This is a genomic window from Mucilaginibacter pankratovii, from assembly GCF_014773265.1.
GTDB lineage: Bacteria > Bacteroidota > Bacteroidia > Sphingobacteriales > Sphingobacteriaceae > Mucilaginibacter > Mucilaginibacter pankratovii.
In genome coordinates this window covers 146,092-170,298 of sequence record NZ_JACWMY010000003.1, presented here as the reverse complement: position 1 = coordinate 170,298, position 24,207 = coordinate 146,092, and the positions used below count along the sequence as shown (strand labels likewise).

The following is a 24,207-nucleotide window of genomic DNA, read 5'->3' as shown; positions in this document are numbered from 1 at the left end:
CTTCGTGCCTCGCAATGACGCGTCTTATATTTTGTTATAGTCCCAACCTCGCCGATATCTCTAACATCCGCTCTATCGGTTTCACCGCCTTTTCAATAATGTGCGCAGGCACTTCAATCTCCGGCATTTCATTTTTCATACACAGGTATAATTTCTCCAGTGTATTTCGTTTCATGTGCGGGCAATCGTTGCAGGCGCAGGTATTATTCGGCGGAGCCGGGAAAAATTTTTTAGACGGGTTCTCTTTTTCCATCTGGTGTATAATACCCGCCTCTGTTGCTACAATAAACTCCGTTTCGGGGCTGTTGGTAGCATATTTCAATATCCCGGTGGTAGATCCTATGTAATCTGCCATCTGCAGTATCACTTCCTCACATTCCGGGTGGGCCAGTATCTTAGCATTCGGGTGGCGTTCCTTCAGTTTGGTTATTTTCTCCCTGCTGAATATCTCATGAACCATACAGGCCCCATTCCAAAGTACTAAGTCCCTGCCGGTTTTCTTAGCTACCCAGGCACCCAGGTTTTTATCCGGACCGAAGATGATCTTCTGGTCTTTTGGTAAACTTTCTACTATCTGCACCGCGTTGCTGCTGGTACAAACAATATCGCTCAAAGCCTTCAGTTCTGCCGTACAATTCACGTAAGTGATCACCAAATGGTCCGGGTAATTTTCTTTAAACTTCCTGAACAAATGGGGCGGGCAGCTATCGGCCAAAGAGCATCCTGCCTTCAGATCCGGTAACAGAACTTTCTTGTTTGGCGATAGTATCTTAGCTGTTTCGGCCATGAAGTGTACTCCTGCAAAAACGATAATGTCAGCATCGGTTTTTGCAGCTTGCTGAGAAAGCCCAAGGCTATCGCCAATATAATCGGCAATATCCTGTATATCCCCTTCCTGGTAATAATGGGCCAGCACAACAGCATTTTTTTCCTTTTTAAGTTTATTGATCTCGGCAAAAAGGTCAAGCGACGGGTCGATGTATTCGTCGGCAAAACCATTCATTTTTATTTCTTCGAAGGTATCCATTCCACAAATCAATTAATAATAAGTTCTTTTTATATATAAATAAAACCTATTGTTATTAAGGTGTTAGTATTGTTAAGAAATTGTGATGCGATTTAGTAAAAAAGTTATTTTTACATTTTTACTAACATTTATCAACGCTGCTTTATTTTTTATTTTACTGATTTTTAGCTTTCTGTGACAATCAAATATTAATATCAAAACTTAAATGTTAATATTTACTTGCTCAATAAAATGTTAGTTTCGTTGTAATATCGTCTTACAAATCGCTCAAAAGTATTGTAAAAATTGGTAATAATCCGGGTTGTTAACTATTCGGATTATTTATAACTATTTACTTACACAAATTTAACACGTTTTATACCGCTTATTAACATTAGTACTAATTTTACACAATATATAGATAAAGCATGACCAGAACTGTGGATTTCCTGGTAGTAGGTTCGGGCATTGCCGGATTGAGTTTTGCACTAAAGGCTGCAAAGCATGGTAAGGTACTGATAGTTACAAAAGCCAACGAAGATGAAAGTAACACCAAGTATGCCCAGGGCGGCGTTGCGGTAGTTGTGGATAAAAAAGAAGATTCTTTTGAAAAACACATAAACGATACCTTAATTGCCGGCGATGGGCTCTGCGATAAGGAAGTTGTAGAGGCTGTTGTAAAGGAGGGCCCGGAACGAATTAACGAGATCATCGACTATGGAACCAACTTCGATAGAACCAATGAAGGTAATTACGACCTGGCAAAAGAAGGTGGGCACTCCGAATTTAGGGTATTGCATTATAAGGATATCACCGGTTTTGAGATAGAACGGTCGCTATTAGAAGAGATCCATCGGGAACCAAATATTGAGATATTAACCCATTACTTTGCCGTTGATATCATAACCCAGCACCATTTGGGTGAGATGGTAAAAAAATCATCAGATAACATTACCTGCTATGGTATCTATGCCTTTAATACCGAAAATAACAACGTAGAGAAGATTTTATCTAAAGTTACGGTAATGGCATCGGGCGGTGCCGGGCATATTTATTCGGTTACTACCAACCCAACCATTGCTACCGGTGATGGTGTTGCCATGGTTTACCGTGCTAAAGGAAAGGTACGGAACATGGAGTTTATCCAGTTCCATCCCACGGCTTTATATAACCCGGGCGAATATCCTTCTTTCCTTATTTCGGAGGCTGTGCGGGGCATGGGCGGCGTATTAAGGCGTACCAATGGTGAGGAATTTATGCAGGAGTATGACGAGCGCAAATCGCTTGCTCCGCGTGACATTGTTGCCCGTGCTATTGATGCCGAAATAAAAAAATCGGGGGAGGATTTTGTTTATTTAGATATCACTCATAAAAAGAAGAAGGATATTTTAGAGCATTTCCCGAATATCTATGCGAAGTGTTTGGAGATGGGTATAGACATGACCCGCGATATGATACCCGTAGCGCCGGCATGTCATTATATGTGTGGAGGAGTGTTGGTAGATCATGCCGGCCGTTCGTCTATCAGGCAGCTTTATGCCTGCGGAGAATGTTCTTCAACAGGTTTACATGGCGCTAATCGCCTGGCGTCAAATTCATTATTAGAAGCTTTGGTATTTGCCCATCGTATTTATAAAGATGCCGTTGTTGCATTTGCTGAGTTTGAGATTCCGGCCAATATACCCGATTGGAACGAACACGGTGTAAAACTTTCTAACGAAGATATTTTGGTTACCCACAATATCCGCGAGATGCAAAAACTGATGAATGACTATGTGGGTATAGTACGATCTGACTTTAGGTTAGAGCGTGCAATGCGCAGACTGCGTTTGTTATATGAAGAAACGGAGGATTTTTACAAGCATACCAAAGTATCGGTAAAGCTTTGCGAGCTGCGTAATTTGATACAGGTGAGCTACCTGGTAGTAAAATCGGCTATGGCCAGGCACGAGAGCAGGGGGCTGCATTATACGACGGATTACCCCGAGCATGCGGATTTGTTGGAGGATACGGTGTTTTAGAATTTAAGATATTGTCTTGTGCGTTATCGCGTGGTAGCTGAAAAGTTTGATATGGTTTGGGGTTAATTAAAGGTTTAATTGTAAGCAATTATGTGGAAGTTTTATTTAATAATTATATCAAACACTTTAAATATTAAGACCACCCAGGTTGCGGAGAGGCTTGGCCTTGATACATCAATTTTTAAGACAGTTAACTTTATGTCCGCTCAAAAAATTGGAAGCGTTAGTATAGGGTTGATAAATGAAAATATAACTATAGTAAGCGATGAACTTGCATTAGAATTTTTAGAAACGGATGCTAAGCAAGCAGAATTGGACCTTGTTAAACTATTCCCTGGGTCGAAGATTACTGTGCTTGTTGCTAATCCAACAGTAAACTTATATGGATTTTCTTTGATTGAGAACGGGAAACGCATTAGGGTTAAATCCGGCGCGGATGATGATGTTTATATAGATTTTGGTAAACCAGTGAGTTATGAATTACAGTTATCGGCAGAGAAAATATTTAGCGATGAAGAACTACAGGAAATAACAGAAGAAAATGGGAAAGATGGTTTACAAAGAATACTTGATAATGAAAGGGGAGTGAGAACTACTTTGCACTTAGAAGAAATGTTATTGGGTAAAGGTGAAATGGTTTCGAACATAACCCTTACAAATTACCCTAATAAAAAATAGATGAGCGGAAAACGGGATTCGAACCCGCGGCCTTCAGTTTGGGAAACTGACGCTCTACCGACTGAGCTATTCCCGCTTAATTTTTTTCCAAACATAGTAATTTTTTTATTCACTAATTCAGTCATTCACCAAATCGCTCATTAAACAATATGCCATTAATACTACCCGTTAAAGATAAAAGCCCCATGTGGGGAAAGGACTGTTTCATCGCCGAAAACGCTACCATTGTTGGTGATGTAGTAATGGGCGATAATTGTTCTGTGTGGTTTAATGCCGTTATCCGTGGGGATGTGCATTACATTAAAATAGGGGATAATAGCAACATCCAGGATGGCGCCATCATCCACGCTACCTATTTAAAAGCGCCAACCAATATAGGTGATAATGTGTCCATCGGTCATAATGCTATTGTGCACGGTTGTACGCTGCGTAATAATGTTTTGATAGGAATGGGTGCCATAGTGATGGATGATGCCGTAGTGGAAGAGTATGTGATCATTGGGGCAGGTTCGGTAGTGCTGGAGAAAACCATCTGCGAATCTGGGTACCTCTACGCCGGCACGCCTGCAAAAAAAATAAAGCCTCTTACCGATGAGCAAAAGGCTTTATTGGATAAACTGCCGCAAAACTATATTATGTACTCGGGCTGGTTTATGGGTTAGTTTGCTCCTTCGGTATTTCCAGTGGTTCCTCGGCCTCCCAGTTAGCCCGTAATACTATCTCTTTCGGGCTTACCCATATTGTCTCCGGTTGTGCCCTTCGTTTTACGTTACCGCTATCCCAGCGGCCGTTGTGGTTGGTATCATAGGTTACCCGCACCGTATACTTTATAGTGGCATAATTTTTATAAACCAGCGAAGTATTCTTACTGACAACATCAGTCCGAAGTACATTTTTTATATCGTCTAAAAGTTCAATTATATAAGTTTTCCCTGTATCGGCAGGTACGCTTACTTTTAAGGTAAGCTGGCTATAATTTTCAGGTTTATCTATGGTGAAGGGCTTATAAAACTTTTTATTCTTATCACCATAGATATCGGTGAATGCGCCGTCGTTTAAGCTGAGCTGGTATTTTGAATTAACCCGCCAGCGGTATTTCATGTAGTATTTTCGAAGGTTGGCGGTATCTTTTGTAAGCGTGAAATTAGTTATCGGGATAGAGTCTTCCAGTAATACGATCTGGGCTGCATCGTAACTTTCCAGTGGAAAGTTACCGGTGATAGGCAGATCGGTGCCGGGCTTTAGTTTATTATCACGGTTTACACCAAAAGAGAAATTGAGGGTTCTGTCAAATTTCTCGTTTTTACTCTTGTTCTGATAAATGGTATCAATCGGTTTGTTATTGTCAAGGATAGCTACGCTTAGTGAATCGAAGGCCATATTGCGCATATATATCACAGCGGTATCTTTTGTCCTGGTAAACTCTACTATCTTTTGATTGTCGAGCGCGGCGGGGTATAATATCTTGATAGATGGCTTTTGTACCGGTCTGTTAAATATCATCGATAACTTGCCATCCAGCGTAAACTTTTTTTCGGCCACCCTAAAATTGTCCGGGACCTGTTTAAATAATTTTAGCAGTATATTAGAGCTGTCCTTATCAACCTTGATGGGATTTTTGGTAAATGCGATCAGGTCGTTGTCGTTGTTGAATATTTTATCCGGGCTGTTTTCTTTGAGGGCGTAAATGCGGTAAGTGTCTTCGCGTAAATTATTCAAAGAGAAATTCCCGGCGGTATCGGTTGTCGTAAAAATACCCGGTTTCTTTTTCCCGAAGAGGAGTGAATCCTGGCTGAGCGGAAAAAGGAAAACGGTTGCATCTTTTTCTTTTAGCCCGGTGGTAGAATTTATAACGTTACCCGAAAGACTCAGCGAATCGATATGGCTGCCGGTAGAAAAAACGTAGGTGTAATTTTTAAGTACGTTACTTTCGTTAACATCCGCAATGGCTTTACCAAAGTTGATAACGTAGGTTGTGTTTTTCAGCAGCGTATCCTTAAACTGGATGATTAAACTTTTTTTGTCGGTTTTGTACTCGGGCTGTTTTTCCTGAGCCGGACTGATTACGATTTCCTGGTATTGATTGGTGAGGCGGAAATATTCATCAAAATCTATCCGGATCTCTTTGGCCTTAAAATTACGGGTCTGGTCTTCGGGTGTTGCCTTCAATATTTTGGGCGGGGTGAGGTCCCTGGGGCCACCCTGCGGTTTTTGCTGGGCCGCGCAGCCGCAAAACAATAAAACAACTACAAACAAGAAGAAATTTTTACTAAAAAAGACCGGTTTTGGATTTAACATAGTTTTTTTGGCCTGTAAGCAACTTTTGTTTTTTTATGAACCCTGATATTAAAATTTTAAAATAATGCTTTATAAACGATAATTTATAATTAATTGATTTACAGATATTTATAACCTATCTGGATACATGAACCATCAAAACCGATACATCCGACGGCGAAACGCCCGAAATGCGGGATGCCTGGCCCAAAGTGCGTGGTTTTATCCGTTTCAGTTTTTCGCGCGCTTCTTTAGAAAGTGAAACCAGTTGGCTGTAATCAAATTCGGGATTGATCTCTCTGTCCTCCATTTTTTTCATGCGCTCAACAATTTCCATTTCTTTTATAAAGTAACTCTCATATTTAATTTTTATTTCAGCCTGCTCGATAGTTTCTTTATCGTAAGCCGATAGTTTATCCTGCAGGGCAGGGTCAATGCTTTTAAGATCCTTAAATCCAATTTGCGGGCGGCTCAATAAATTAAACAGTTTGGCGCTTTGGTTTATCGGGCTGGTACCGAGTTCTTCCAGCAGATTATTTACAGCAGCCGGGTCAACACTTTTGCTGCGGGTAAAGGCAACTATGTCATCCGAGTTTTTTATCTTTTGGTTTACCTTGTCTAAACGCTCATCACTGATCAGGCCAAGGTCGTGGCCCATGGGGCTAAGACGAATATCCGCGTTATCCTGGCGAAGCAATAAACGATGCTCTGCCCTTGACGTAAACATACGGTAAGGCTCTTCCGTGCCTTTGGTTACCAGGTCGTCTATCAAAACGCCGATATACGACTCCGACCTTTTCAGGATCAGTTCGTGCTGATCATTTATTTTTTGGTGTGCATTGATACCTGCAATGAAGCCCTGCGATGCCGCTTCCTCGTAACCGGTGGTGCCGTTTATCTGCCCGGCAAAGTAAAGGTTACTGATCAACTTTGTCTCCAGCGTTAATCCTAATTGGGTAGGCGGGAAGTAATCATACTCGATAGCATAACCCGGGCGGAACATTTTTGCGGTTTCGAAACCCGGAATTTGGGTAAGTGCTTTGTACTGCACATCCTCTGGCAGGGACGTAGAGAAACCATTTACATAGATCTCGCAGGTGTTCCATCCCTCGGGTTCTACAAAGATCTGGTGACGGTCGCGCTCCGCGAAGCGGTTTATTTTATCTTCTATCGACGGGCAATAACGCGGGCCTAAACCTTTAATTCTACCGGTAAACATCGGCGAGCGTTCAAAGCCTTCCTTCAGTGTTTCGTGTACTTTAGTATTTGTATAGGTGATCCAGCAGCAGCGTTGGTCTTTAGCAAGTTCTACATTGGTATAAGAAAAACGCCCTCGCTCTTCATCGCCCCATTGCTCTTCCATTAAAGCATAGTTCAAACTACGGCCATCCACGCGGGGTGGAGTACCCGTTTTCATCCTGCCTGAATCAAAGCCCAGGGTTATTAATTGCTCGGTTAAACCGGTAGCGGCTTTCTCACCGGACCGGCCTCCGCCAAATTTCTTTTCGCCTATATGTATTACGCCATTTAAAAATGTACCATTTGTTAGCACTACGGAGTCGGCTTCTATCTCTACGCCTATGGATGTTTTAACGCCTGCAATGGTGTTTCCCTTTACAAGGAGGGAGGTAACAGTATCTTGCCAAAAGTCAACGTTTGGCGTTTTCTCCAGGGCAATTCTCCATTCTTCCGCAAATCTTGCACGGTCGCTTTGGGCGCGCGGGCTCCACATGGCGGGGCCTTTGGAGAGATTGAGCATTCTAAATTGAAGGGACGTTTTATCAGTAATGATACCAGAGTAGCCACCCAGGGCGTCTATCTCGCGCACAATTTGGCCCTTGGCAACACCGCCCATAGCGGGGTTACAACTCATTTGTGCAATGGTTCCCATATTCATGGTTATCAGGAGAACTGATGAACCAAGGTTGGCAGCAGCAGCAGCAGCTTCACAGCCCGCATGCCCGGCACCAACAACTATTACATTATATTTCTTAAACATATAACCTCCATGTTCCACGTGGAACATTGTTTAATATCTCTTTTTGATGTTCCACGTGGAACATTATTTCGTATCGTTTGCAGATGTTCCACGTGGAACAATGAACGAATAAAGGGCAAATAAGGCCCAAATGCTTTCTAAAACCACAAAAGGGTAGAAGCTGATCATATACGATGATAATCCGCATAAACCAGCCCCTATAAAGTTCATCCCACTATACCAGCGACTGTGCGACGGTAGTTTCTTATATAAATTCAGCAAGAAGGCAGCCAATAATATGATTACACCGGTGGATGCAATAACGTCAGATAGCTTCATTTTATGCTTCTTTCAGTTCTGATAGCTCAATCCAGCGCATGCTTTTTGTATCCAATTGCTTATTTAAATAAGCAATCTTATCAGTAAGCTGCTGTAATTTCTTTGGGTCGATATTGATGGTGTTTAACTCATCAGTCGTTTCCTTCAGCTTCAATTCAATATCGCTTATTTCTTTCTCCAATCCATCAAATTCCTTTTCTTCCTTAAAGCTAAGCTTGGCTTTCTTTGGTGCTTCGGCTTGTATAGGGGCAGGGGCAGCAGGTTTTTTAGCGGCCTGTTTGCTTTCTTCCAGCTCTATCCGGTACGATGAATAGTTACCGTTATAGATGCGTACCTGTCCGTTACCCTCCATAATAAAGAGTTGCTCAGCCATTTTATCAAGCAGGTACCTGTCGTGCGATACGATCATCAGAATGCCCGGATAATTGGTTAAAAACTCTTCCAATACGTTCAGGGTATCTATATCCAAATCATTGGTAGGCTCATCCAGTATCAGGAAGTTGGGGTTCTTCATGAGGATGCTCATTAGGTGCAAACGCTTCTTTTCACCACCACTCAGCTTGGCAACCATGCCATATTGCTTGGCAGGGGGGAAGAGAAACAATGTAAGCAACGCCGAAGCGGAGATCAGCTTACCATCTGCCATGGTGATAAACTCCGCAACGTTCTTTACGATATCTATAACACGCTCATCATCTTTAAAGGATAAACCCGCCTGGTTAAAGTAGCCGATAACGGTGGTTTCGCCTTTAATGATCTCACCACTATCCGGCGTTAAACCATCGGTGATCAAATTCAACATGGTTGATTTGCCGCTGCCGTTCTTGCCGGCTAAACCAATACGGTCGCCTTTTTTAAATATGTAGCTGAATTTATCGATATAAGTATTGCCATTGAAGCCTTTACTTACCTCGTGCATCTCCATTATCTTGTTACCCTGGCGCGCAATTTTTACGCTCAGTTCCACATTTTGCTTCGGGCCGTTGTTCTTGGTTTTATCCCCCAGATCGTAAAACGCATCAATGCGCGATTTAGATTTGGTACCACGTGCCTTCGGCTGGCGGCGCATCCACTCCAATTCCTTCCTTAACAGGTTAGAGTTCTTTTGAAAAGAAGCTTCATCTGATGCTTCGCGCTCGGCTTTCTTTTCGAGGTAATAACCATAGTTACCAAAGTAAGGGATGATTTTTCCTTTATCTATCTCCAGTATCTCGTTACAAACGTTATCCAGGAAGTACCTGTCGTGCGTAACCATCAGGATGGTTCTGCTACCTTCGGTCAATAATTTCTCCAGCCACTCTATGGTGTCAATGTCCAGGTGGTTGGTAGGCTCATCTAAAATATAGATCTCCGGGTCTTCTATCAGCAGTTTGGCCAAAGCCAAACGTTTCTTTTGCCCACCTGATAGCGTATTGATATGCTGATTAAGGTGATGAATATCCAGCCGGCCTAGAATGGTTTTTATTTTGTACTCATAATCCCAGGCATCGATATCGCTCATCTCCTCCATGATCTTGTCCATCTCCTTCATATTATCCGGGTCGTTCTCCAACAACTCCTCGTAACGGCGGATCAACTGCTGCTGGATATTATCAGCATGGAAGATGTAATCGCTGATGGTAACCGCGTTTTTAAAATGCGGGTCCTGTTCAAGGTAGCCAACGTTCAGGTCTTTGCTTTGCGCAACTTTGCCCTCGGTTGGTTTTAATGAACCAGAAAGGATCTTCAGTAAGGTAGACTTACCTGCACCATTAATGCCCACTAAGGCAACCCTGCGGCCGCGGTTGATGCCAATGGTAAGGTTTTTAAACAACCAGTTATCATGAAAGGAATGGCCCAAATTCTCGGCCGAAATGTATGTACTCACTAAGCGTTCTTTATATTATCGAATGTGTATGTATGTGTGCCGGGTGTAGCCTTCAATGAATTTTTATACATCGCGTTGGCTACGGTTTCACCACTAATGCTGCGGTATTTTCTTAGGCCACCGATCAGCACGTGGTCAACCACTTTAAATAGGCCAATGAAAATGTTTTCCAATGCTCTGTGCTCTTTTCGTCCCCCATATAACATGGACGGTTGATAGATATGAAGGCTTTCTAAACCAACGGTCTTAAGATCATCCTCCAGCTCGCCTTTTAGTTTTATATAAAAGGCAGACGATTTACTATTAGCCCCAATGGCCGAGACCAAATGGAATTGTTTAACGCCGTTTGCGTGCGCTAATTGTGCTATCTGTAAGGGATAATCGTGGTCTATTTTGCGGTACTGCGTCTTATCGGGTGTTTTAGCGTTGGTGGTTCCCAGGCAGCTAAACACGGCATGCCCGGCTATGGATGCAGCATATTGATGCAGCTCATCAAAGTCTATTACCAACTGTGCCAGCTTTTTATGCGTTACAGGAAGCTCTTTCCTAACCAAAACCAAAACTTCGTCGTATTCGGCATGGTTCAGCAATATCGTCAGCAGTTCACTGCCGACAAGCCCGCTTGCGCCCACTATAATTGCCTTATATCCCATTGATGGCCAGTTTAAACCGCAAAAATACGCATAAATAAAATAGTGGTTATAAATGGTATGTTTTTGTTGTGTAAAAGATAGGGGAGTGACAATGGTAGAAGACGCGCAACGACTACTGTGTTTTATATAACTGTCTAATAATTAATGCTTTATAATTAATTCTGGTCTGTTTTTTGCTTGCTATTTAATTCAACCCGAAGGAGGTGCTGCCTGGTGGTAGTCTGAGTAGGATAACTTCACGGGATGCTCAATACGGAGCCTCTAAACAATTACCCCCATCCGCTGTTAATCTTCCCAACCAGTTATAGTTTCGAGGCAGCGCATGCATTTTCTTGCTTAGCATAAAGTTTTAAGCCGGAGTTAAATAATAGCCCAACCCAAACAAATACCAAACAGATTGTTTATAACTGGCAAGTAATTAGAATTTTATGGCAGAACAGGCAATACCCGGGTATAAAAAATGGATGGAGAGCGTTGGCGAACAGGGCGTTTTCTTCAGTCGTTTTTTCCGTAATATTTTTACCGGTGGATTTGAGTGGTCGGAGTTTGTGCGGCAGTGTTACGAAATTGGATATAAATCGTTTATGCTGGTTGGCTTAACCTCTTTTATTATGGGTTTGGTGCTCATCCTGCAACTACGGCCATCTATGGTTGATATGGGGGCAGAGAGTATGCTGCCAAAAACACTCGCGGTATCCTTCATCCGCGAAATGGGCCCGGTAATTACCGCTATCATCTGCGCCGGCAAAATAGCGTCTGGTATAGGTGCCGAATTGGGGAGTATGAAGGTGACCGAACAGATTGATGCCATGGAAGTATCTGGCGCCAACCCCATGCAGTACCTGGTGGTTACACGCATCCTGGCAACCAGCATTATGGTACCGATATTGGCATTAATGGGCGATGTTATAGGCTTGTACGGCGGCTTTCTGGCATTAAACTTTACAGACGAGATCAGCTTTTCGTTATACTTCCACAAGTGTATTTCTTCATTAGAATTCATCGATTTTTTGCCGGCCTTTGTTAAAACCATATTTTTTGGCTTCGCAATAGGGTTTGTGGGCTGCTACAAAGGCTTTCATTCTAATAAAGGCACCGAGAGTGTTGGCCTCGCAGCAAATTCGGCAGTGGTAACCGCCTCGCTGTGGATCTTTGTGATAGATGCTTTTGCCGTACAGGTCACCAGTATTTTATTCTACAGGTAATATGGAAGAACAGGTAAAGCATAACGGTGAACAAAAGCACAATCTTAACGAGGTTGTGGTAGATATCGAGCATATCTCCAAAGCCTTCGGTAGCAAAGAGGTGCTAAAAGATATCAGCCTGAAGCTAAAGCGCGGCGAGAACGTGGTGGTGTTAGGCAAATCGGGGCAGGGTAAGTCGGTTACTATACAATGCATCGTTGGGCTGTTAAACCCGGATGAGGGCACGGTAAAGGTATTTGGCGACCTGGTTGCCGATATGAACGAAACAGAGCTAAAAGCCCTGCGCACCAAGGTTGGCTTCCTGTTCCAAAGCGGGGCCTTATACGATTCCATGACCGTGCGCGAGAACCTCGAATTTCCGCTTACACGGGTGTTAAAAATGAAGGATAAGGCAGAGATAGATCAGCGGGTAGAAGAAGTGCTGGAAGGCGTGGGATTGCTCGACGCGATAGATAAAATTCCGTCGGATCTATCCGGCGGCATGCGCAAACGTGTAGGCCTGGCGCGTACCATGATAGTGAAGCCCGAAATTATGCTTTACGACGAGCCCACGACAGGTCTGGATCCAATTACTTCGCGCGAGATAAGCGAACTCATCCTGAATATGCAAAAGAAATATAAAACATCATCCATCATTATTACCCACGATATGGAATGCGCCAAAATAACCGGCGACCGCGTGGTGATCATGAACGATGGTAAATACATAGCCGAGGGCTCGTTCGACGAGCTGCAAAACTCGGGCGACGAACTGGTAAGATCTTTTTTTAACACAACAACATGAGAACCACATCATCACAAAAAATAAAGATAGGCGTATTCACCGTCATCGGGTTTGTAATACTGCTACTGGCCGTATTCTTTATCGGCAATCAAAAAAGCCTGTTCAATTCCACCTTTAGAGTATACGGTACGTTTAAAAACGTAAACGGGCTTACTGTTGGTAACAATGTGCGCTTTGCCGGGATAAACGTGGGTGTGGTAGAAAGCATTAATATAGTTACCGATAGTTCGGTGCGCGTAGACCTCAGTCTGAACAAATCCGTAAAGAAATTCATCAAGAAAGATTCGAAAATGAGCATTGGCAGCGACGGGTTGATGGGCGATAAACTGGTGGTGATAGCCCCGGGCGGCGTAACCAGCACCCAGGAAATTGCCGATGATAACGAGCTGAATGCCATAAACCCGGTAGATGTAGATAAAATAATAACCAAACTAACTAAAGTTGCAGATAATGCCGAAGTGCTCACCAGCAATCTGGCCGAGATCGTAGCCAAGGTAAACAGCGGCAAAGGCAGCATTGGCCGTTTGCTGAACAATGATAAAATTGCCCGCGACCTGGAAGGTACCGTAAAGCAAGCACAAACCACCATGAAGGGTGTACATGCCACTACAGCGACACTAAATGAAGACCTGCAGGCGGCCCAGCATAACTTTCTTTTAAGAGGCTTCTTTAAGAAAAAGGAAAAGGCCAAAAAGGAAAAGCAGGATTCTATTAAAAAGGTACAGGAAGAGAAGATCAAAGCCAAGCAAAAAGCTGCTGAAAAAGCAACAGAAAAGGCGAATTAAATAGTTGATAATCAACAGGCATTTTAAACAAGTAAAGCACTCCAAAAGAGTGCTTTACTTGTTTAAAGAGTATAAGAAAGCCTTAAAATTTGATTCCCATATTCTGGAACATGAACGCCCATTTATCGGCTTGCTCATTTATCACCTGCGCGGTTGACCTGCCTGCACCATGGCCAGCCTTGGTTTCTATACGGATAAGAACAGGAGCTGCGCCTTTCTGCATTTCCTGAAGCCGCGAAGCGAATTTAAAGGAGTGTGCAGGTACCACACGGTCGTCGTGATCTGCCGTGGTTACCAGCGTTGCCGGATACTCTGCCGGCTTTAGGGCGTGGTAGGGCGAGTATTTGTACAAGTAGTCGAACATTTCCTTAGAATCTTCGGCGGTGCCGTAATCATAGGCCCAGCCGGCACCCGCGGTAAATTTGTTATACCTCAGCATATCCATTACGCCAACCGCAGGGAAAGCTACCTGGCAAAGATCAGGACGCTGCGTAATAGTTGCGCCAACAAGCAAACCACCGTTAGAGCCGCCAGATAAGGCCAGGTATTCTTTAGAGGTGTATTTGTTATCGATAAGGTATTGTGCCGCAGCAATAAAATCGTCAAACACGTTCTGCTTTTGCATTTTGGTGCCGGCGAGGTGCCATTTTTCGCCATATTCACCACCACCGCGCAGGTTAGGCACTGCATAGATGCCGCCATGCTCCAGCAAGATGATGTTGGAAGTACTGAAGCCCGGCGTCATGCTCACACTAAAGCCGCCGTAAGCATACAGCATGGTTGGGTTTTTACCGTTAAGCACCGTGCCCTTTTTGTAGGTAATGATCATCGGTACTTTGGTGCCATCTTTTGAGGTATAAAACACCTGTTTAGATTCGTATAACTCCGGGTTAAATTGCACGCCGGATTTTTTGTAAACGATAGACTTGCCTGTTGCTATATCGTATTTAAAGATGGTGCTCGGGTATATGTAGGAGGTAAAGCTGTAATAGGTTTCCGTCTCGTGCTTTTTTGCACCAAAACCGCCGGCCGAGCCAACAGAAGGCAGTGCAATATCATGCTCGAATTTGCCATTCATATCATACTGCTTCACCAGGGATGTAGCGTCCTTTAAATATTCCGCGAATATTTTACCGCCGCCGGTTGAGACGCCCAATACGTTTTGCGTTTCGGGGATCAGATCTTTCCAGTTAGCAGGTTTAGGGTTAGTGGCATCAACCGTTACCAGCCTGTAGTTGGGCGCATTAAGGTTAGTAAAAATGTAAAGTTTGCTGCCAACATTGTCAATTACGCTATGCTCTTTTTCAAAATTGTCTACAATGTTCACAATGGGGCTGTTCGGTACCGTCATGTCCTTAATATACAGCTCGTTACCGGTAGTAGATGTAGCTGCGCTGATAACCAGGAAGCGCTCATCTTCCGTTAAACCCGCGCCAATATACCGGCGGGGCGTGACATCGCCGCCAAAGATCATTTTATCTTCGGATTGCGCCGTACCCAGCTTGTGGTAGAACAGTTTGTGGTATTGAGTTAAACCGGCTAACTCGCTGCCCGCTTTAGGTTTATCGTAACTGCTGTAATAAAAACCGTCATTTTTATACCAGGCGATTCCAGAGAATTTTACATTAGTCAAGGTGTCGCCTACGCGACTTTTATCGGCGGTGTTAATAACAATAACCTTGCGCCAGTCCGACCCTCCTTCCGAGATTTGGTAGGCCGCAAGGCTGCCATCCTTAGAAAAATTGATGCCGGCAAGGGAGGTGGTGCCGTCTTTAGAGAATTTTGTAGGGTCCAGGAAAACCTCGGGTTTACCATCGCCCAGTTGACGGTATAGTAAGGATTGGCTTTGCAGGCCGTCGTTTTTATAAAAGTAGGTGTACTTGCCTTCTTTAAACGGGGCGCTATATTTTTCGTAGTTCCACAATACTTCCAGGCGCTTGCGGATGTTTTCGCGGAAGGAGATCTGCCCTAGATAATCCTGTGTGACCTTGTTTTCGGCAATAACCCACGCTTTAGTGTCTTCAGCGCGGTCATCCTCCTGCCAGCGGTATGGGTCGGGTACCGCGGTGCCGAAGTAAGTATCAGTAACATCACCTTTTTTAGTTTGCGGGTATGGGAGTGTTTTAATATTCATTTGTGCTTTTGTGTGGCTAACTATTGCGAGGGCAACAACCAGCATTGGGATAATTTTTTTCATGTGGACGCAAAAGAGTTTATCGCTAATATAAGTGGAAAAAGCCCTTGCCGGGAACTCAAAATATAAAAGCAACCAAATTGGAGGGCCTATCAACAAAAAAGGCTGTTCCCAGTATCGGGAACAGCCTTTTTAAATGCTTTTTTTGGATTATAACGCGCTTGTAATTGCCGGATCCAATGGTTTGGTAGCCGAACGGTAACGGTGAATCAGCTTACCATTCTCATCTATCAGGAATTTCTCAAAATTCCATTTTACGTCGCCTGTAAAATCAGGGTTTTCGGCAGTGGTTAAATACTTAAACAATGGGTTGATATCCAAACCGGTAACGCTTACTTTGCCACTCATCGGGAAGGTAACGTTAAAGTTATCGTGGCAAAAGGTTTTGATATCCTGTTCGGTACCGGGCTCCTGGCCACCAAAGTTATTTGCAGGGAAGCCAACAACAACCAATTTGTCTTTATACTGCTCGGCAAGTTTTTGCAGATCGGTGTATTGTACGGTAAAACCGCATTTGGAAGCTGTGTTTACAATAAGCACTTTTTTGCCTTTGTATTTTTTTAGCGAAAAGGCTTTACCATCTATGGTCTTTAGTTTAAAATCGTATACTGACGATGGTGCAGGGGATATAAACAGCAGTGTAAGTATTAATGCAAGTGTTTTCATTGGTTAAAAAATTGGAGATGAATAATTTATACTGTAAAAGTAGGATTAAAAACTTCTTTCAGCCAAATAATGATCTTCTTTTAAAGTCATTTTTTTCTTATCCGCGGCAGATTTATCTTTATAGCCCAGCAAATGCAAAGCACCGTGTACCATCACCCGGTGGAGTTCCTGGGCTTCGGTAACAGAAAATTTGGCGGCGTTCTCTTTTATCCGTTCTATAGAGATAAAAATATCGCCAACAATGATCCCTTCTTCTTCCGAATTATCGAAAGTGATGATATCGGTATAGGTGTCATGATCCAGGTATTGCTGGTTTATTTGCAGCAGGTACTCGTCCGAGCAAAAAATGTAGTTGAGTTCGTTCAGCTTAAAACCTTCGGCAACAATGGTATCTGTTAGCCATTTGCGTACCGCGGTTTTGTTTTTTAATTTATAGCTGATCCCTTCTTCGAAAAAAGTTATTGCGGGCATTATATTTTAAAATGTAGTTCCACCTCGTTGCCGCTGGCGTTAAAAATGCACTGATCGGCGAGGTGTTTTAGGATGAATACGCCGCGGCCGGTAAGTTCTTCTAATTTATCAGGCGCGGTTGGGTCGGCAAGGTTGTTATAATCAAAGCCGGGGCCCTGGTCGCTAACGGTCCATATAACGCGTTTGGGTTCTACTTCGGCATTTACAATTACTAATTTATCAGCATCAAGCTTGTTACCGTGTACAATAGCGTTCACAACGGCTTCGTTAAGGCAGGTCATCATGTTGGCGAACGTATCGTCGCTCACCTGGTATTTATCCGCTATTTCTTCTATCAAAGCCTCCAGCAGGTTTATGCTTTCATACTTAGACGGAAGCTGCAGTGTATATAATCGTCCCGTTTGAACGTTTTCCTGCTCCATGTCATTTACCATTAAGTTGATCAAAGTATAGTTTTATTTTTTGCCTGTAGTACAAATTTAGTGCCGATGGAACGGTTTTAAGCTGTTCGGTTTGCTTAGCCCTCACTTGTTCGTAATCCTGCAGGGCTTTTATGTATCCGGGAGGCATATCTGTAGCGGCACGGGCCTCCCTCTTCTGATCCTGTTCGCGTTGCTGCTCAGCCTTCTCGGCCTCCAGCAAACGTGTTTGTATTTGCTGCTGCCTTTTTAATGCTTCATCGGTAATTCTCCTGTTTACGAGATCGTTCTCAGTTTGTTCCATTTCTTTTGAAATTTTATCCAAACCGCCCGCTTGCCCCGTTCCGTCCTTTTTTTGTTCGCGGCTTATTTGCTGCAGCGTTTGCCGTATCAGTTGCTGCTCGCGGGCCAATCGGGCCAATTGCTCACTCATGCCCTGCCCCTGGCCTTGCTGCTGCATTTGTTCGCGGGCCTTTTGCATGTTTTCGTTTAGCTTTTGCTGCATTTTGCTTAGTTGCGATAAGGATGGCTGCCCGCTTTTACCTTTGCCGCCTTTGCTTTTGTTCATCTGCTTTTGCAGCTGGCTCAAGGCCTCGCTGAGCAACAAGGCAAGGTTATTCATGGATGTCATGGCAAATTGCTGGTTACGCAAGGCCTCCGCGGTGCGGCGGTCGCCCAGTTTTTCCAGCGCCTGGTCTATCATTGAATTGATGGCTGTAACCTCCTTGTTCACAGTTGATTGTATCTGTGGAACGCGGCGGCTTATCGAATACAAACTATCTTCGGCGGTTTTAAGGTTATCCTTTATATCCTTTTGGCTTTGGGCCAGCTTGGTGTAGTTTGGGTCCGAAGGGGTGGTGTTGCGCAATTGCTGCATCAGCTTTTCCTGGCTAAAGGAGCTGTTCACCAACGATTTTAACAGTTCGCGCAGCTGCCGCGCATCTATGGCGTTTTCGCTTTCTTCGCCCTCGGCCTCCTGTTGCGCCATCTTTTGAGCCAGCTCTTTCATTTGCTTAGCGGCAGACTGCTGCGATTTGGATGCCTGCTTGCGGTTCTCCTTTTTCAGGTTCTCGCTGCTTTGTTCCATCTGCTGCTCAATGGCTTGCTTTTCTTTTTCCGGGTTCTCGAAGGATTCCTTTTTGCCGTTCTGCTCGTTGGTTTTCTGCAGGTCGTCCATCGATTTTTTTACCGCATCAAAATCCTTGTTCAGTTTTTCCTGTTTTTGCAGGTCTTGCTGGTTGTTGCCGTCTTTTTGGGTTTTATCGGCAAGTTGCTGCTGCTCATTGGACAGTTGATCTAACTGATTGATCACTTGGTTAAGCTTTTGTTCAAACTCCAGCTTTTTGTAAAGCTCCAACATCCGGTCGAGCTCTTTTTTCAACGATTTATTATCGCTCTGCATTTTGGAGAGCTCATCACGGGTGGAGTCCTTCTGATCCTGGTCTAACAGCTTTTGCAGTTTTTCCAGCATATCTTTAGTTTTTTCGTCCAGCACATTGTTAAACAGGTCTTCTATCTGTTTTTGCTTCTCCAGCAGTTCTTCATTTTGCTTAAAATTTTCCTGGCGGTTGTACAGGTTCTTTTTATTCTCTTTTTGAACATCTTTTACCAGTTCTTCCAGATCCTTCTTCTTTTGCAACAGTTCTTCCACCTGCTTTTTCTCATCAAATGAGAGGTTGTTTTTATCCAATAGGGCCTGGTTAAGTTTTTGCGCGTCTTTCTCTATCTGCGCGGCCAGCTTTACTGCCGATGCCATTTTATCTTTTACCGTCTGCGTGCTTGCGTTTAATTGTTCGGCTAATGCTGCGGCATCCGGCACGGTTAAAGTACGTTCGGGCGAGCGGGTGGTTTTGGGGCCGCTTACGCCGTCGTTATCGGCGACCTCAAAATAATAGGTAACCACATCACCGGGTTTTATGCCGGTTTCTTTCAGGCTCCAAAAATGGAAGAAGCCGGTTTGCGTTGCAGAAAGATCAGCCCTAACCTGTTTGGTGAATGATTTTTCTTCGCCTTTATCGCCAATTTTATAATGGAAGGTTAAGGAAGAAAAACCGTGATCGTCCTGTATTTTGCCGTTGAAGTAAATGGCTTTAAGGCTAACGCTGTCGGGCTTTTCCTGTACCTCTATTGAAGGGGCTTCGTCGGTAATTACACTGATGCGGTAACCGGCAGCATCGCTGCGTTTAACCGAATTGTTAAGCGGACTAATATTGTAAGCCGTGTTTTTTACTATCCGCTCGCGATGCTCGAAAACATCTGTCGCCGAGGGCTGAAGCGCAATATTATTATTGTTGATGCGGAACAACAGTGCATTCGCGTTTTGCGTGTGGAACCGCCAGTTAACTACGGTACCAGCAGGCAAGGTTAAGTCGCCCGCGTTGGCAACAACTTCGTTTTTTTTGTGGAGGTAAGCGGGGTAGCTCAGTTCGGCATCAAAATGAAGCAAAACGGGTTTCAGATTTACCTTAATTTCGTATGGTACAGAAGTAAAGCCATTGCCGGATAGTTTGAAAGTAGTATTCTGCTGCAGGTTGGTAAACAGGTAATGGAAGCGGCTGATGTTCTCTTTGTCCAACTTAAAGGTATTGGTGGCGGTTTCTACATACACATCCGATGGCAGTTTATCGCCGGTTAATTTCAAATCCAATTTAAAATCTTCGCCCTGCACTGCGGATAGATCTTTATTCATCACCATAAACTGAAAAGGCGCAACCGGCGCAAAATATTCGTTATGGCGGATAAGCCTTTTGGTGCTTTCGGTTAAGATAGATGGCGCCGCAAACGCGATGATGCAAATGATGGCCGCCGGCGGGATAACATACTTTAGGTATTTGTTATTCTCGCGAATATTCACCGCTGAGGGGAAACTTACCGGCTTCAGGGTTTCTATCTTTTGGTTGATGCTGGCTTCTATCAGGTCGCGGTGCTCGGCATTATCGAGGGCTTGTTTTTTTAGCTGCAGGGTGTTCAGCAGTTTATCATTCACATCATGAAAGTGCTTGCCGATGATCTCCGCAGCCTGGTCGTGCGTGAGCGTTTTGCCTAACTGCAGGCGCGCCAGTAAGGGGGGGAGCACCAGCCAGGCTATTAAACCCAGGTTCAGCAAAATAAAAAAGTAGAACAGGATGGTTCGAAGTGTAGTGTTAAAATTGCCGAAATATTCGCCCAAAGTTATTATCACGTACGCCGAAAATATACCCGCGCCCAAAAATATCAGCCCGCGCAGCAGGTTGTTATAATGGTATTTACGAATGAATGTGTTGATCTTATCGATCAGCAGGTCATAGTTTTCGGCGGGCGTCATAAAAAGGCTAAGCTACCAATGTACCGGTTTAAAACGAAAATAAGGGTTTAATTAATATGTAATAGAGTTTTTTTGTAAGAATACTCCCGGCTGATTATATTTGCTGCCCAATTGTTCGGGATGTAGCGTAGCCCGGTATCGCGCCAGCATGGGGTGCTGGAGGTCGGAAGTTCGAATCTTCTCATCCCGACATTTAAGTTAAAAGCCTTTAGTCGCAAGATTGAAGGCTTTTTTATGCCCGCTTTATTGCCTCAACGATTTACCCAACGTGGTAATAAAAATACAGCGACAAAAACCCTAGGGCCGAGCCGATGCATACCCGGATAACTTTTTGCCAGTCGGGTTTTTCATAGGGGATAAACAGCAACAGAAAATAGGGGACAACCTGGGCAACGTATCTGCTGGAGAATTGCACTTTTACTTTGATGGCAGAAAAAGCTATGAATAGTACGGTTAGCCCGATAAATATAAAAACCGGGTCGTGCCTGTTTTCCCACAAGCGAATAACAGACGATAACAAAAACTGGAACGACAGGAAAACCACCAGCGCCGGTATGGCCCGCTGATACCAGGAAAACATAGCCGGACTTAGGAATTTACCCGCGGCGCTTAAAAATGGCGCGAACTCAAAATAACCTTTATTGATATTAACAACCAGGAAAACCAGGCTAACAATACATGCGGCGATGATGGTTTTTTTTTCGATGACAAACCATTTAGGCGCCAGTATTACAGTTACGAAGCCACAATAACAAAAAGAAAGCAGGCCATACCAGGGTACCAGCGACAGGTTATTGGCGCCAACTATTGCAGTTTCTGTAGGAGGAGCCAGCGCCCCCCAGATCATAAACACACGAATAGGTAGCAGTAGCGAAAAGATCAGAAACAGGCTTAAAAGCAAAGGAGCGCCGGATTTATTAAGAACAATCGAAGCCTTTTTTGAGCTTTTAATGTTGTGACTATCAAACTTTGTGGCAAGATAGTTTACAATGATGCAGGCCAGAAAAGCCAGCACAACCATCAGGAAAAAGGAACGGCCAAGTATAGCGAAAGATAAAAATAACCCGGCCAAGATGGCCAAAGCTACCCGGGGCAGCAAGGGTTGGTTTCCGGTAAAGCAGCGCAGCATAAAATATAAACTTACCATGGCGCAAAGCATGGTGGGGGTTTCTGTTAGCGCCAGGCCACATACCACCCATACAATAGGCACAAAAATAAAATTGGCGGAAACGGTTATCGGCGATTCGGCATTCAGCAACGTAGCATTTAAGTATATAAAAAAGAGCAGTAGCAAAAACAGCCCGAAGTTTGTAAGCCGGATGCCTAATACACTAAAATGGGTAATGCCGGTAAACAAGCCATGTATTACGGCGTAGGTTGGCCCGGGAGAGCCGGTGATTTTTAGAAGAAAATCTGTTGTTAACCCGGTGCGCGTTATTAAATGAATATTGGGTATAAAGTAAGCCTCATCATATAAAATACCGTGGCTTTGCGTAATAATGATTACCGCTATTGAGGCGATACATGCAAGCGCCAGGGCAATTAAAACGGCTTTCGGCTTAATATAAGTCATGTTAAAACGTTAACAGATCCCATTTGTACACCTTTATTTTGGTTAAGAAATACCGGAAGGAAACCCCCAACACACCTATGCCATAGGACACGCTTCGCGAAAAGCTGATAGATGAAGCACCTTCAAAGTATTTTGTAGGGCAGGTAATTTCCCCTATTTCAAATTTGGCATAAAAGATCTGCGCAACAACCTGGTTATCAAAAACAAAGTCGTCGGAGTTTTTATGATAGGGTATCGCCTTTAAAACAGCGGCAGAGTAGGCCCGGTAGCCCGTATGGTACTCAGAAAGTTTTTGATTCATCAAAATATTTTGAGCAAGGGTTAGCACCCGGTTTGATATATACTTATACATCGGCATGCCCCCTTTAAGCGCCCCTTTTCCGAGGATGCGCGAGCCAAACATAACTTCGTACAATCCTTCGCCGATAACAGATACCATGGCCCTCAGCAATTTTGGGGAATATTGATAGTCGGGATGCAGCATTACCACAATATCGGCATCCAGAGCCAGGGCCTTATCATAGCACGACTTCTGATTGCCGCCATACCCCCGGTTTATATCGTGAACAACGATGTGGTTTATCCCAAGGCCCTTTGCTATCTCAACGGTGTTATCGTAGCTTTTATCATCAACCAGTACAACTTCATCCACCAGATCGAAAGGGATCTCGGCGTATGTTTTTGTTAAGGTTGCCGAGGCGTTGTATGAGGGTAAAACAACAACAACTTTTTTATTTAGATACATATTTTCTATTCAAAACACTCTTATAAGCGGCTTTAGCCACTGAGCGGATCCGTTTTGCGCACATTTATAGCACGTTCCGAATATAATAAATGGAAAGTTATTTATAAGGCTGTTACCTGCTATTTTATAGTTAATGTTGAGATGGAAGTGGATTGACAAATACATAATCACAACCTGTTAAAGGAGTCCATTGCCGGGTACAGATAACAAAAAAGGCGAACCCAACCGGGCCCGCCTTTTTATCTAACAATCATCTATCTCTATTACTGTTGTTTTTCTGGTGCTTTGTTTATCAATTCCATAAACTGATCCAGTTTTGGTGTGATGATAATTTGTGTACGCCTGTTTTTAACTTTACCGGCTTCGGTAGCATTATCTGCAACCGGGTTATACTCGCCACGGCCGCCAGCGGTTAGGCGTTTTGGGTCAACCTGGTAGTTGTTTTGCAAAGCCTGAACTACCGATGATGCACGCAGGGCACTCAGGTCCCAGTTGTTACGGATGTTCTTTTGAGCGATAGGCACATTATCGGTGTTACCCTCTATCAGCACATCGTAGGTGCTGTAATCTTTAATGATCTTGGCAATTTTGCTCAGCGTAGCGCCGGCCTGGTCAGATATTTCGTAACTGCCCGATTTGTAAAGCATGTTATCCGATAACGAAATATAAACCACTCCTTTCAATACTTGTACGTCAACGCCCTGTGCTTCCGCCTGGCTAAGCGAGCGGGTAAGGTTGTTGGTAAGCACCAGGTTAAGCGAGTCGCTTTTGTTTTTGGCGTTCACTAATTGCTGGATGTAACGGTTGGAGCTGTTGATCTCATCAACCAGTTTAGAGATATTTACATTGCCCTGGCCACTGGATGTTAAACACTTATCTAATGCGGCTTGCAATTGTTTGGCGTTTGCGCGCTCGGATGCCAGCTGCTCTTCCAGGCTTACTACGCGGCCTGTGCGTACTGCAAGGTTTTGCTCGCTGGTAAGGTATTTGGTTTTAAGGTCGCGGTTATTACTGTCCAATAAACTGTAATTGCTTTGCAGTTCTTTGTATTTTTTAGAGCTGACACAGCTTTGCGTCATTGCTGCTACAATTAGCAACGCGGGGATAATTACGTGAAGTTTCATAATATATGTTTTTGATATCAAATTAGTTAACAATAAAGCATAAACTGATTAAACGCTATAAAGTTTTACTTTAACCAAAACGAAGCTTACTGTTTTATATTTTGCCCGATAAAACCGC

The 24,207-nt window shown here is 43.8% G+C and carries 20 protein-coding genes and 2 tRNA genes; 7 read left to right on the top strand and 15 right to left on the bottom strand.

The window, feature by feature from the left end:
* Positions 1-34: 34 nt before the first annotated feature.
* A complete protein-coding gene (nadA, locus tag IDJ77_RS06425) occupies positions 35-1,027 on the bottom strand; it encodes a quinolinate synthase NadA (protein ID WP_191188115.1) in 993 nt (330 codons plus the stop codon).
* Positions 1,028-1,434: 407 nt separating this feature from the next.
* On the opposite strand from nadA, the gene nadB reads away from it, so the two are divergent.
* Together nadB and IDJ77_RS06415 are read left to right on the top strand one after the other, a co-directional pair.
* Entirely contained in the window at positions 1,435-3,027 is a 1,593-nt protein-coding gene (gene nadB, locus IDJ77_RS06420; RefSeq protein WP_191188114.1) for an L-aspartate oxidase, read from the top strand.
* A 90-nt stretch (positions 3,028-3,117) separates the two neighbouring features.
* Positions 3,118-3,705, top strand: coding sequence for a hypothetical protein (locus tag IDJ77_RS06415; RefSeq protein WP_191188113.1), 588 nt, complete (start codon positions 3,118-3,120; stop codon positions 3,703-3,705).
* Positions 3,706-3,708: 3 nt separating this feature from the next.
* On the opposite strand, the gene IDJ77_RS06410 is transcribed toward IDJ77_RS06415, so the two are convergent.
* Positions 3,709-3,781: transfer RNA gene (locus tag IDJ77_RS06410), tRNA-Gly, on the bottom strand.
* Between the two features lie 73 nt (positions 3,782-3,854).
* Here IDJ77_RS06410 and IDJ77_RS06405 point away from each other — a divergent pair.
* A complete protein-coding gene (locus tag IDJ77_RS06405; RefSeq protein ID WP_191188112.1) occupies positions 3,855-4,367 on the top strand; it encodes a gamma carbonic anhydrase family protein in 513 nt (170 codons plus the stop codon).
* On the opposite strand, the gene IDJ77_RS06400 is transcribed toward IDJ77_RS06405, so the two are convergent.
* The 5 genes from IDJ77_RS06400 to IDJ77_RS06380 all read right to left on the bottom strand — a co-directional run bounded on the left by IDJ77_RS06400 (position 4,357) and on the right by IDJ77_RS06380 (position 10,819).
* Complete coding sequence (locus IDJ77_RS06400; RefSeq protein ID WP_191188111.1) at positions 4,357-6,003, bottom strand: Ig-like domain-containing protein; 1,647 nt, start codon at positions 6,001-6,003, stop codon at positions 4,357-4,359. The two genes, IDJ77_RS06405 and IDJ77_RS06400, sit on opposite strands and share 11 nt — an antisense overlap.
* A 115-nt stretch (positions 6,004-6,118) precedes the next feature.
* Complete coding sequence (gene mnmG, locus IDJ77_RS06395; protein ID WP_191188110.1) at positions 6,119-7,981, bottom strand: tRNA uridine-5-carboxymethylaminomethyl(34) synthesis enzyme MnmG; 1,863 nt, start codon at positions 7,979-7,981, stop codon at positions 6,119-6,121.
* A 63-nt stretch (positions 7,982-8,044) separates the two neighbouring features.
* Entirely contained in the window at positions 8,045-8,299 is a 255-nt protein-coding gene (locus tag IDJ77_RS06390) for a CBU_0592 family membrane protein (RefSeq protein ID WP_191188109.1), read from the bottom strand.
* Position 8,300: 1 nt separating this feature from the next.
* Positions 8,301-10,166: an ABC-F family ATP-binding cassette domain-containing protein gene (locus IDJ77_RS06385; protein ID WP_191188108.1), complete on the bottom strand. Its 1,866-nt coding sequence runs from the start codon at positions 10,164-10,166 to the stop codon at positions 8,301-8,303.
* Positions 10,166-10,819, bottom strand: coding sequence for an NAD(P)H-binding protein (locus IDJ77_RS06380; protein WP_191188107.1), 654 nt, complete (start codon positions 10,817-10,819; stop codon positions 10,166-10,168). The genes IDJ77_RS06385 and IDJ77_RS06380 overlap by 1 nt, the downstream gene beginning before the upstream one ends.
* Positions 10,820-11,247: 428 nt before the next feature.
* Between IDJ77_RS06380 and IDJ77_RS06375 the strand changes: the two genes are divergently transcribed.
* From IDJ77_RS06375 to IDJ77_RS06365, 3 genes are read left to right on the top strand one after another with little or no spacing between them, the layout of a single operon-like run.
* A complete protein-coding gene (locus IDJ77_RS06375; RefSeq protein WP_191188106.1) occupies positions 11,248-12,024 on the top strand; it encodes an MlaE family ABC transporter permease in 777 nt (258 codons plus the stop codon).
* 1 nt (position 12,025) lies between these two features.
* Positions 12,026-12,808: an ABC transporter ATP-binding protein gene (locus IDJ77_RS06370; RefSeq protein WP_191188105.1), complete on the top strand. Its 783-nt coding sequence runs from the start codon at positions 12,026-12,028 to the stop codon at positions 12,806-12,808.
* A complete protein-coding gene (locus IDJ77_RS06365; protein ID WP_191188104.1) occupies positions 12,805-13,593 on the top strand; it encodes an MlaD family protein in 789 nt (262 codons plus the stop codon). Before IDJ77_RS06370 ends, IDJ77_RS06365 begins: the two co-directional genes overlap by 4 nt.
* A gap of 82 nt (positions 13,594-13,675) precedes the next feature.
* On the opposite strand, the gene IDJ77_RS06360 is transcribed toward IDJ77_RS06365, so the two are convergent.
* The 5 genes from IDJ77_RS06360 to IDJ77_RS06340 form a co-directional block, all read right to left on the bottom strand.
* Positions 13,676-15,790 carry a prolyl oligopeptidase family serine peptidase gene (locus tag IDJ77_RS06360; protein WP_191188103.1) on the bottom strand — a complete coding sequence of 705 codons (2,115 nt, stop codon included), beginning with the start codon at positions 15,788-15,790 and terminating at the stop codon, positions 13,676-13,678.
* 147 nt (positions 15,791-15,937) lie between these two features.
* Positions 15,938-16,453: a glutathione peroxidase gene (locus tag IDJ77_RS06355; protein WP_191188102.1), complete on the bottom strand. Its 516-nt coding sequence runs from the start codon at positions 16,451-16,453 to the stop codon at positions 15,938-15,940.
* 45 nt (positions 16,454-16,498) lie between these two features.
* Entirely contained in the window at positions 16,499-16,924 is a 426-nt protein-coding gene (ybeY, locus tag IDJ77_RS06350; RefSeq protein ID WP_191188101.1) for an rRNA maturation RNase YbeY, read from the bottom strand.
* Positions 16,924-17,370: an ATP-binding protein gene (locus IDJ77_RS06345; protein ID WP_224750994.1), complete on the bottom strand. Its 447-nt coding sequence runs from the start codon at positions 17,368-17,370 to the stop codon at positions 16,924-16,926. Before IDJ77_RS06345 ends, ybeY begins: the two co-directional genes overlap by 1 nt.
* A complete protein-coding gene (locus IDJ77_RS06340; RefSeq protein WP_191188100.1) occupies positions 17,348-20,647 on the bottom strand; it encodes a DUF4175 family protein in 3,300 nt (1,099 codons plus the stop codon). Before IDJ77_RS06340 ends, IDJ77_RS06345 begins: the two co-directional genes overlap by 23 nt.
* Positions 20,648-20,763: 116 nt before the next feature.
* Between IDJ77_RS06340 and IDJ77_RS06335 the strand changes: the two genes are divergently transcribed.
* Positions 20,764-20,837: transfer RNA gene (locus IDJ77_RS06335), tRNA-Pro, on the top strand.
* A 69-nt stretch (positions 20,838-20,906) separates the two neighbouring features.
* On the opposite strand, the gene IDJ77_RS06330 is transcribed toward IDJ77_RS06335, so the two are convergent.
* The 3 genes from IDJ77_RS06330 to IDJ77_RS06320 form a co-directional block, all read right to left on the bottom strand.
* Positions 20,907-22,220, bottom strand: a complete 1,314-nt coding sequence (locus IDJ77_RS06330; protein ID WP_191188099.1) for a hypothetical protein — start codon at positions 22,218-22,220, stop codon at positions 20,907-20,909.
* Position 22,221: 1 nt separating this feature from the next.
* A complete protein-coding gene (locus IDJ77_RS06325) occupies positions 22,222-22,965 on the bottom strand; it encodes a glycosyltransferase family 2 protein (protein ID WP_191188098.1) in 744 nt (247 codons plus the stop codon).
* A gap of 263 nt (positions 22,966-23,228) precedes the next feature.
* Positions 23,229-24,089 (bottom strand): OmpA/MotB family protein, encoded by an 861-nt coding sequence (locus IDJ77_RS06320; RefSeq protein WP_191188097.1) that lies wholly within the window; start codon positions 24,087-24,089, stop codon positions 23,229-23,231.
* Positions 24,090-24,207 lie beyond the last annotated feature (118 nt).

What these genes read in the sequence shown, in the direction of transcription:
- nadA (WP_191188115.1), bottom strand. Translation starts at nt 1,027, where the DNA reads ATGGATACCTTCGAAGAAATAAAAATGAATGGTTTTGCCGACGAATAC.
- nadB (WP_191188114.1), top strand. Translation starts at nt 1,435, where the DNA reads ATGACCAGAACTGTGGATTTCCTGGTAGTAGGTTCGGGCATTGCCGGA.
- IDJ77_RS06415 (WP_191188113.1), top strand. Translation starts at nt 3,118, where the DNA reads ATGTGGAAGTTTTATTTAATAATTATATCAAACACTTTAAATATTAAG.
- IDJ77_RS06405 (WP_191188112.1), top strand. Translation starts at nt 3,855, where the DNA reads ATGCCATTAATACTACCCGTTAAAGATAAAAGCCCCATGTGGGGAAAG.
- IDJ77_RS06400 (WP_191188111.1), bottom strand. Translation starts at nt 6,003, where the DNA reads ATGTTAAATCCAAAACCGGTCTTTTTTAGTAAAAATTTCTTCTTGTTT.
- mnmG (WP_191188110.1), bottom strand. Translation starts at nt 7,981, where the DNA reads ATGTTTAAGAAATATAATGTAATAGTTGTTGGTGCCGGGCATGCGGGC.
- IDJ77_RS06390 (WP_191188109.1), bottom strand. Translation starts at nt 8,299, where the DNA reads ATGAAGCTATCTGACGTTATTGCATCCACCGGTGTAATCATATTATTG.
- IDJ77_RS06380 (WP_191188107.1), bottom strand. Translation starts at nt 10,819, where the DNA reads ATGGGATATAAGGCAATTATAGTGGGCGCAAGCGGGCTTGTCGGCAGT.
- IDJ77_RS06375 (WP_191188106.1), top strand. Translation starts at nt 11,248, where the DNA reads ATGGCAGAACAGGCAATACCCGGGTATAAAAAATGGATGGAGAGCGTT.
- IDJ77_RS06370 (WP_191188105.1), top strand. Translation starts at nt 12,026, where the DNA reads ATGGAAGAACAGGTAAAGCATAACGGTGAACAAAAGCACAATCTTAAC.
- IDJ77_RS06365 (WP_191188104.1), top strand. Translation starts at nt 12,805, where the DNA reads ATGAGAACCACATCATCACAAAAAATAAAGATAGGCGTATTCACCGTC.
- IDJ77_RS06360 (WP_191188103.1), bottom strand. Translation starts at nt 15,790, where the DNA reads ATGAAAAAAATTATCCCAATGCTGGTTGTTGCCCTCGCAATAGTTAGC.
- IDJ77_RS06355 (WP_191188102.1), bottom strand. Translation starts at nt 16,453, where the DNA reads ATGAAAACACTTGCATTAATACTTACACTGCTGTTTATATCCCCTGCA.
- ybeY (WP_191188101.1), bottom strand. Translation starts at nt 16,924, where the DNA reads ATGCCCGCAATAACTTTTTTCGAAGAAGGGATCAGCTATAAATTAAAA.
- IDJ77_RS06340 (WP_191188100.1), bottom strand. Translation starts at nt 20,647, where the DNA reads ATGACGCCCGCCGAAAACTATGACCTGCTGATCGATAAGATCAACACA.
- IDJ77_RS06330 (WP_191188099.1), bottom strand. Translation starts at nt 22,220, where the DNA reads ATGACTTATATTAAGCCGAAAGCCGTTTTAATTGCCCTGGCGCTTGCA.
- IDJ77_RS06325 (WP_191188098.1), bottom strand. Translation starts at nt 22,965, where the DNA reads ATGTATCTAAATAAAAAAGTTGTTGTTGTTTTACCCTCATACAACGCC.
- IDJ77_RS06320 (WP_191188097.1), bottom strand. Translation starts at nt 24,089, where the DNA reads ATGAAACTTCACGTAATTATCCCCGCGTTGCTAATTGTAGCAGCAATG.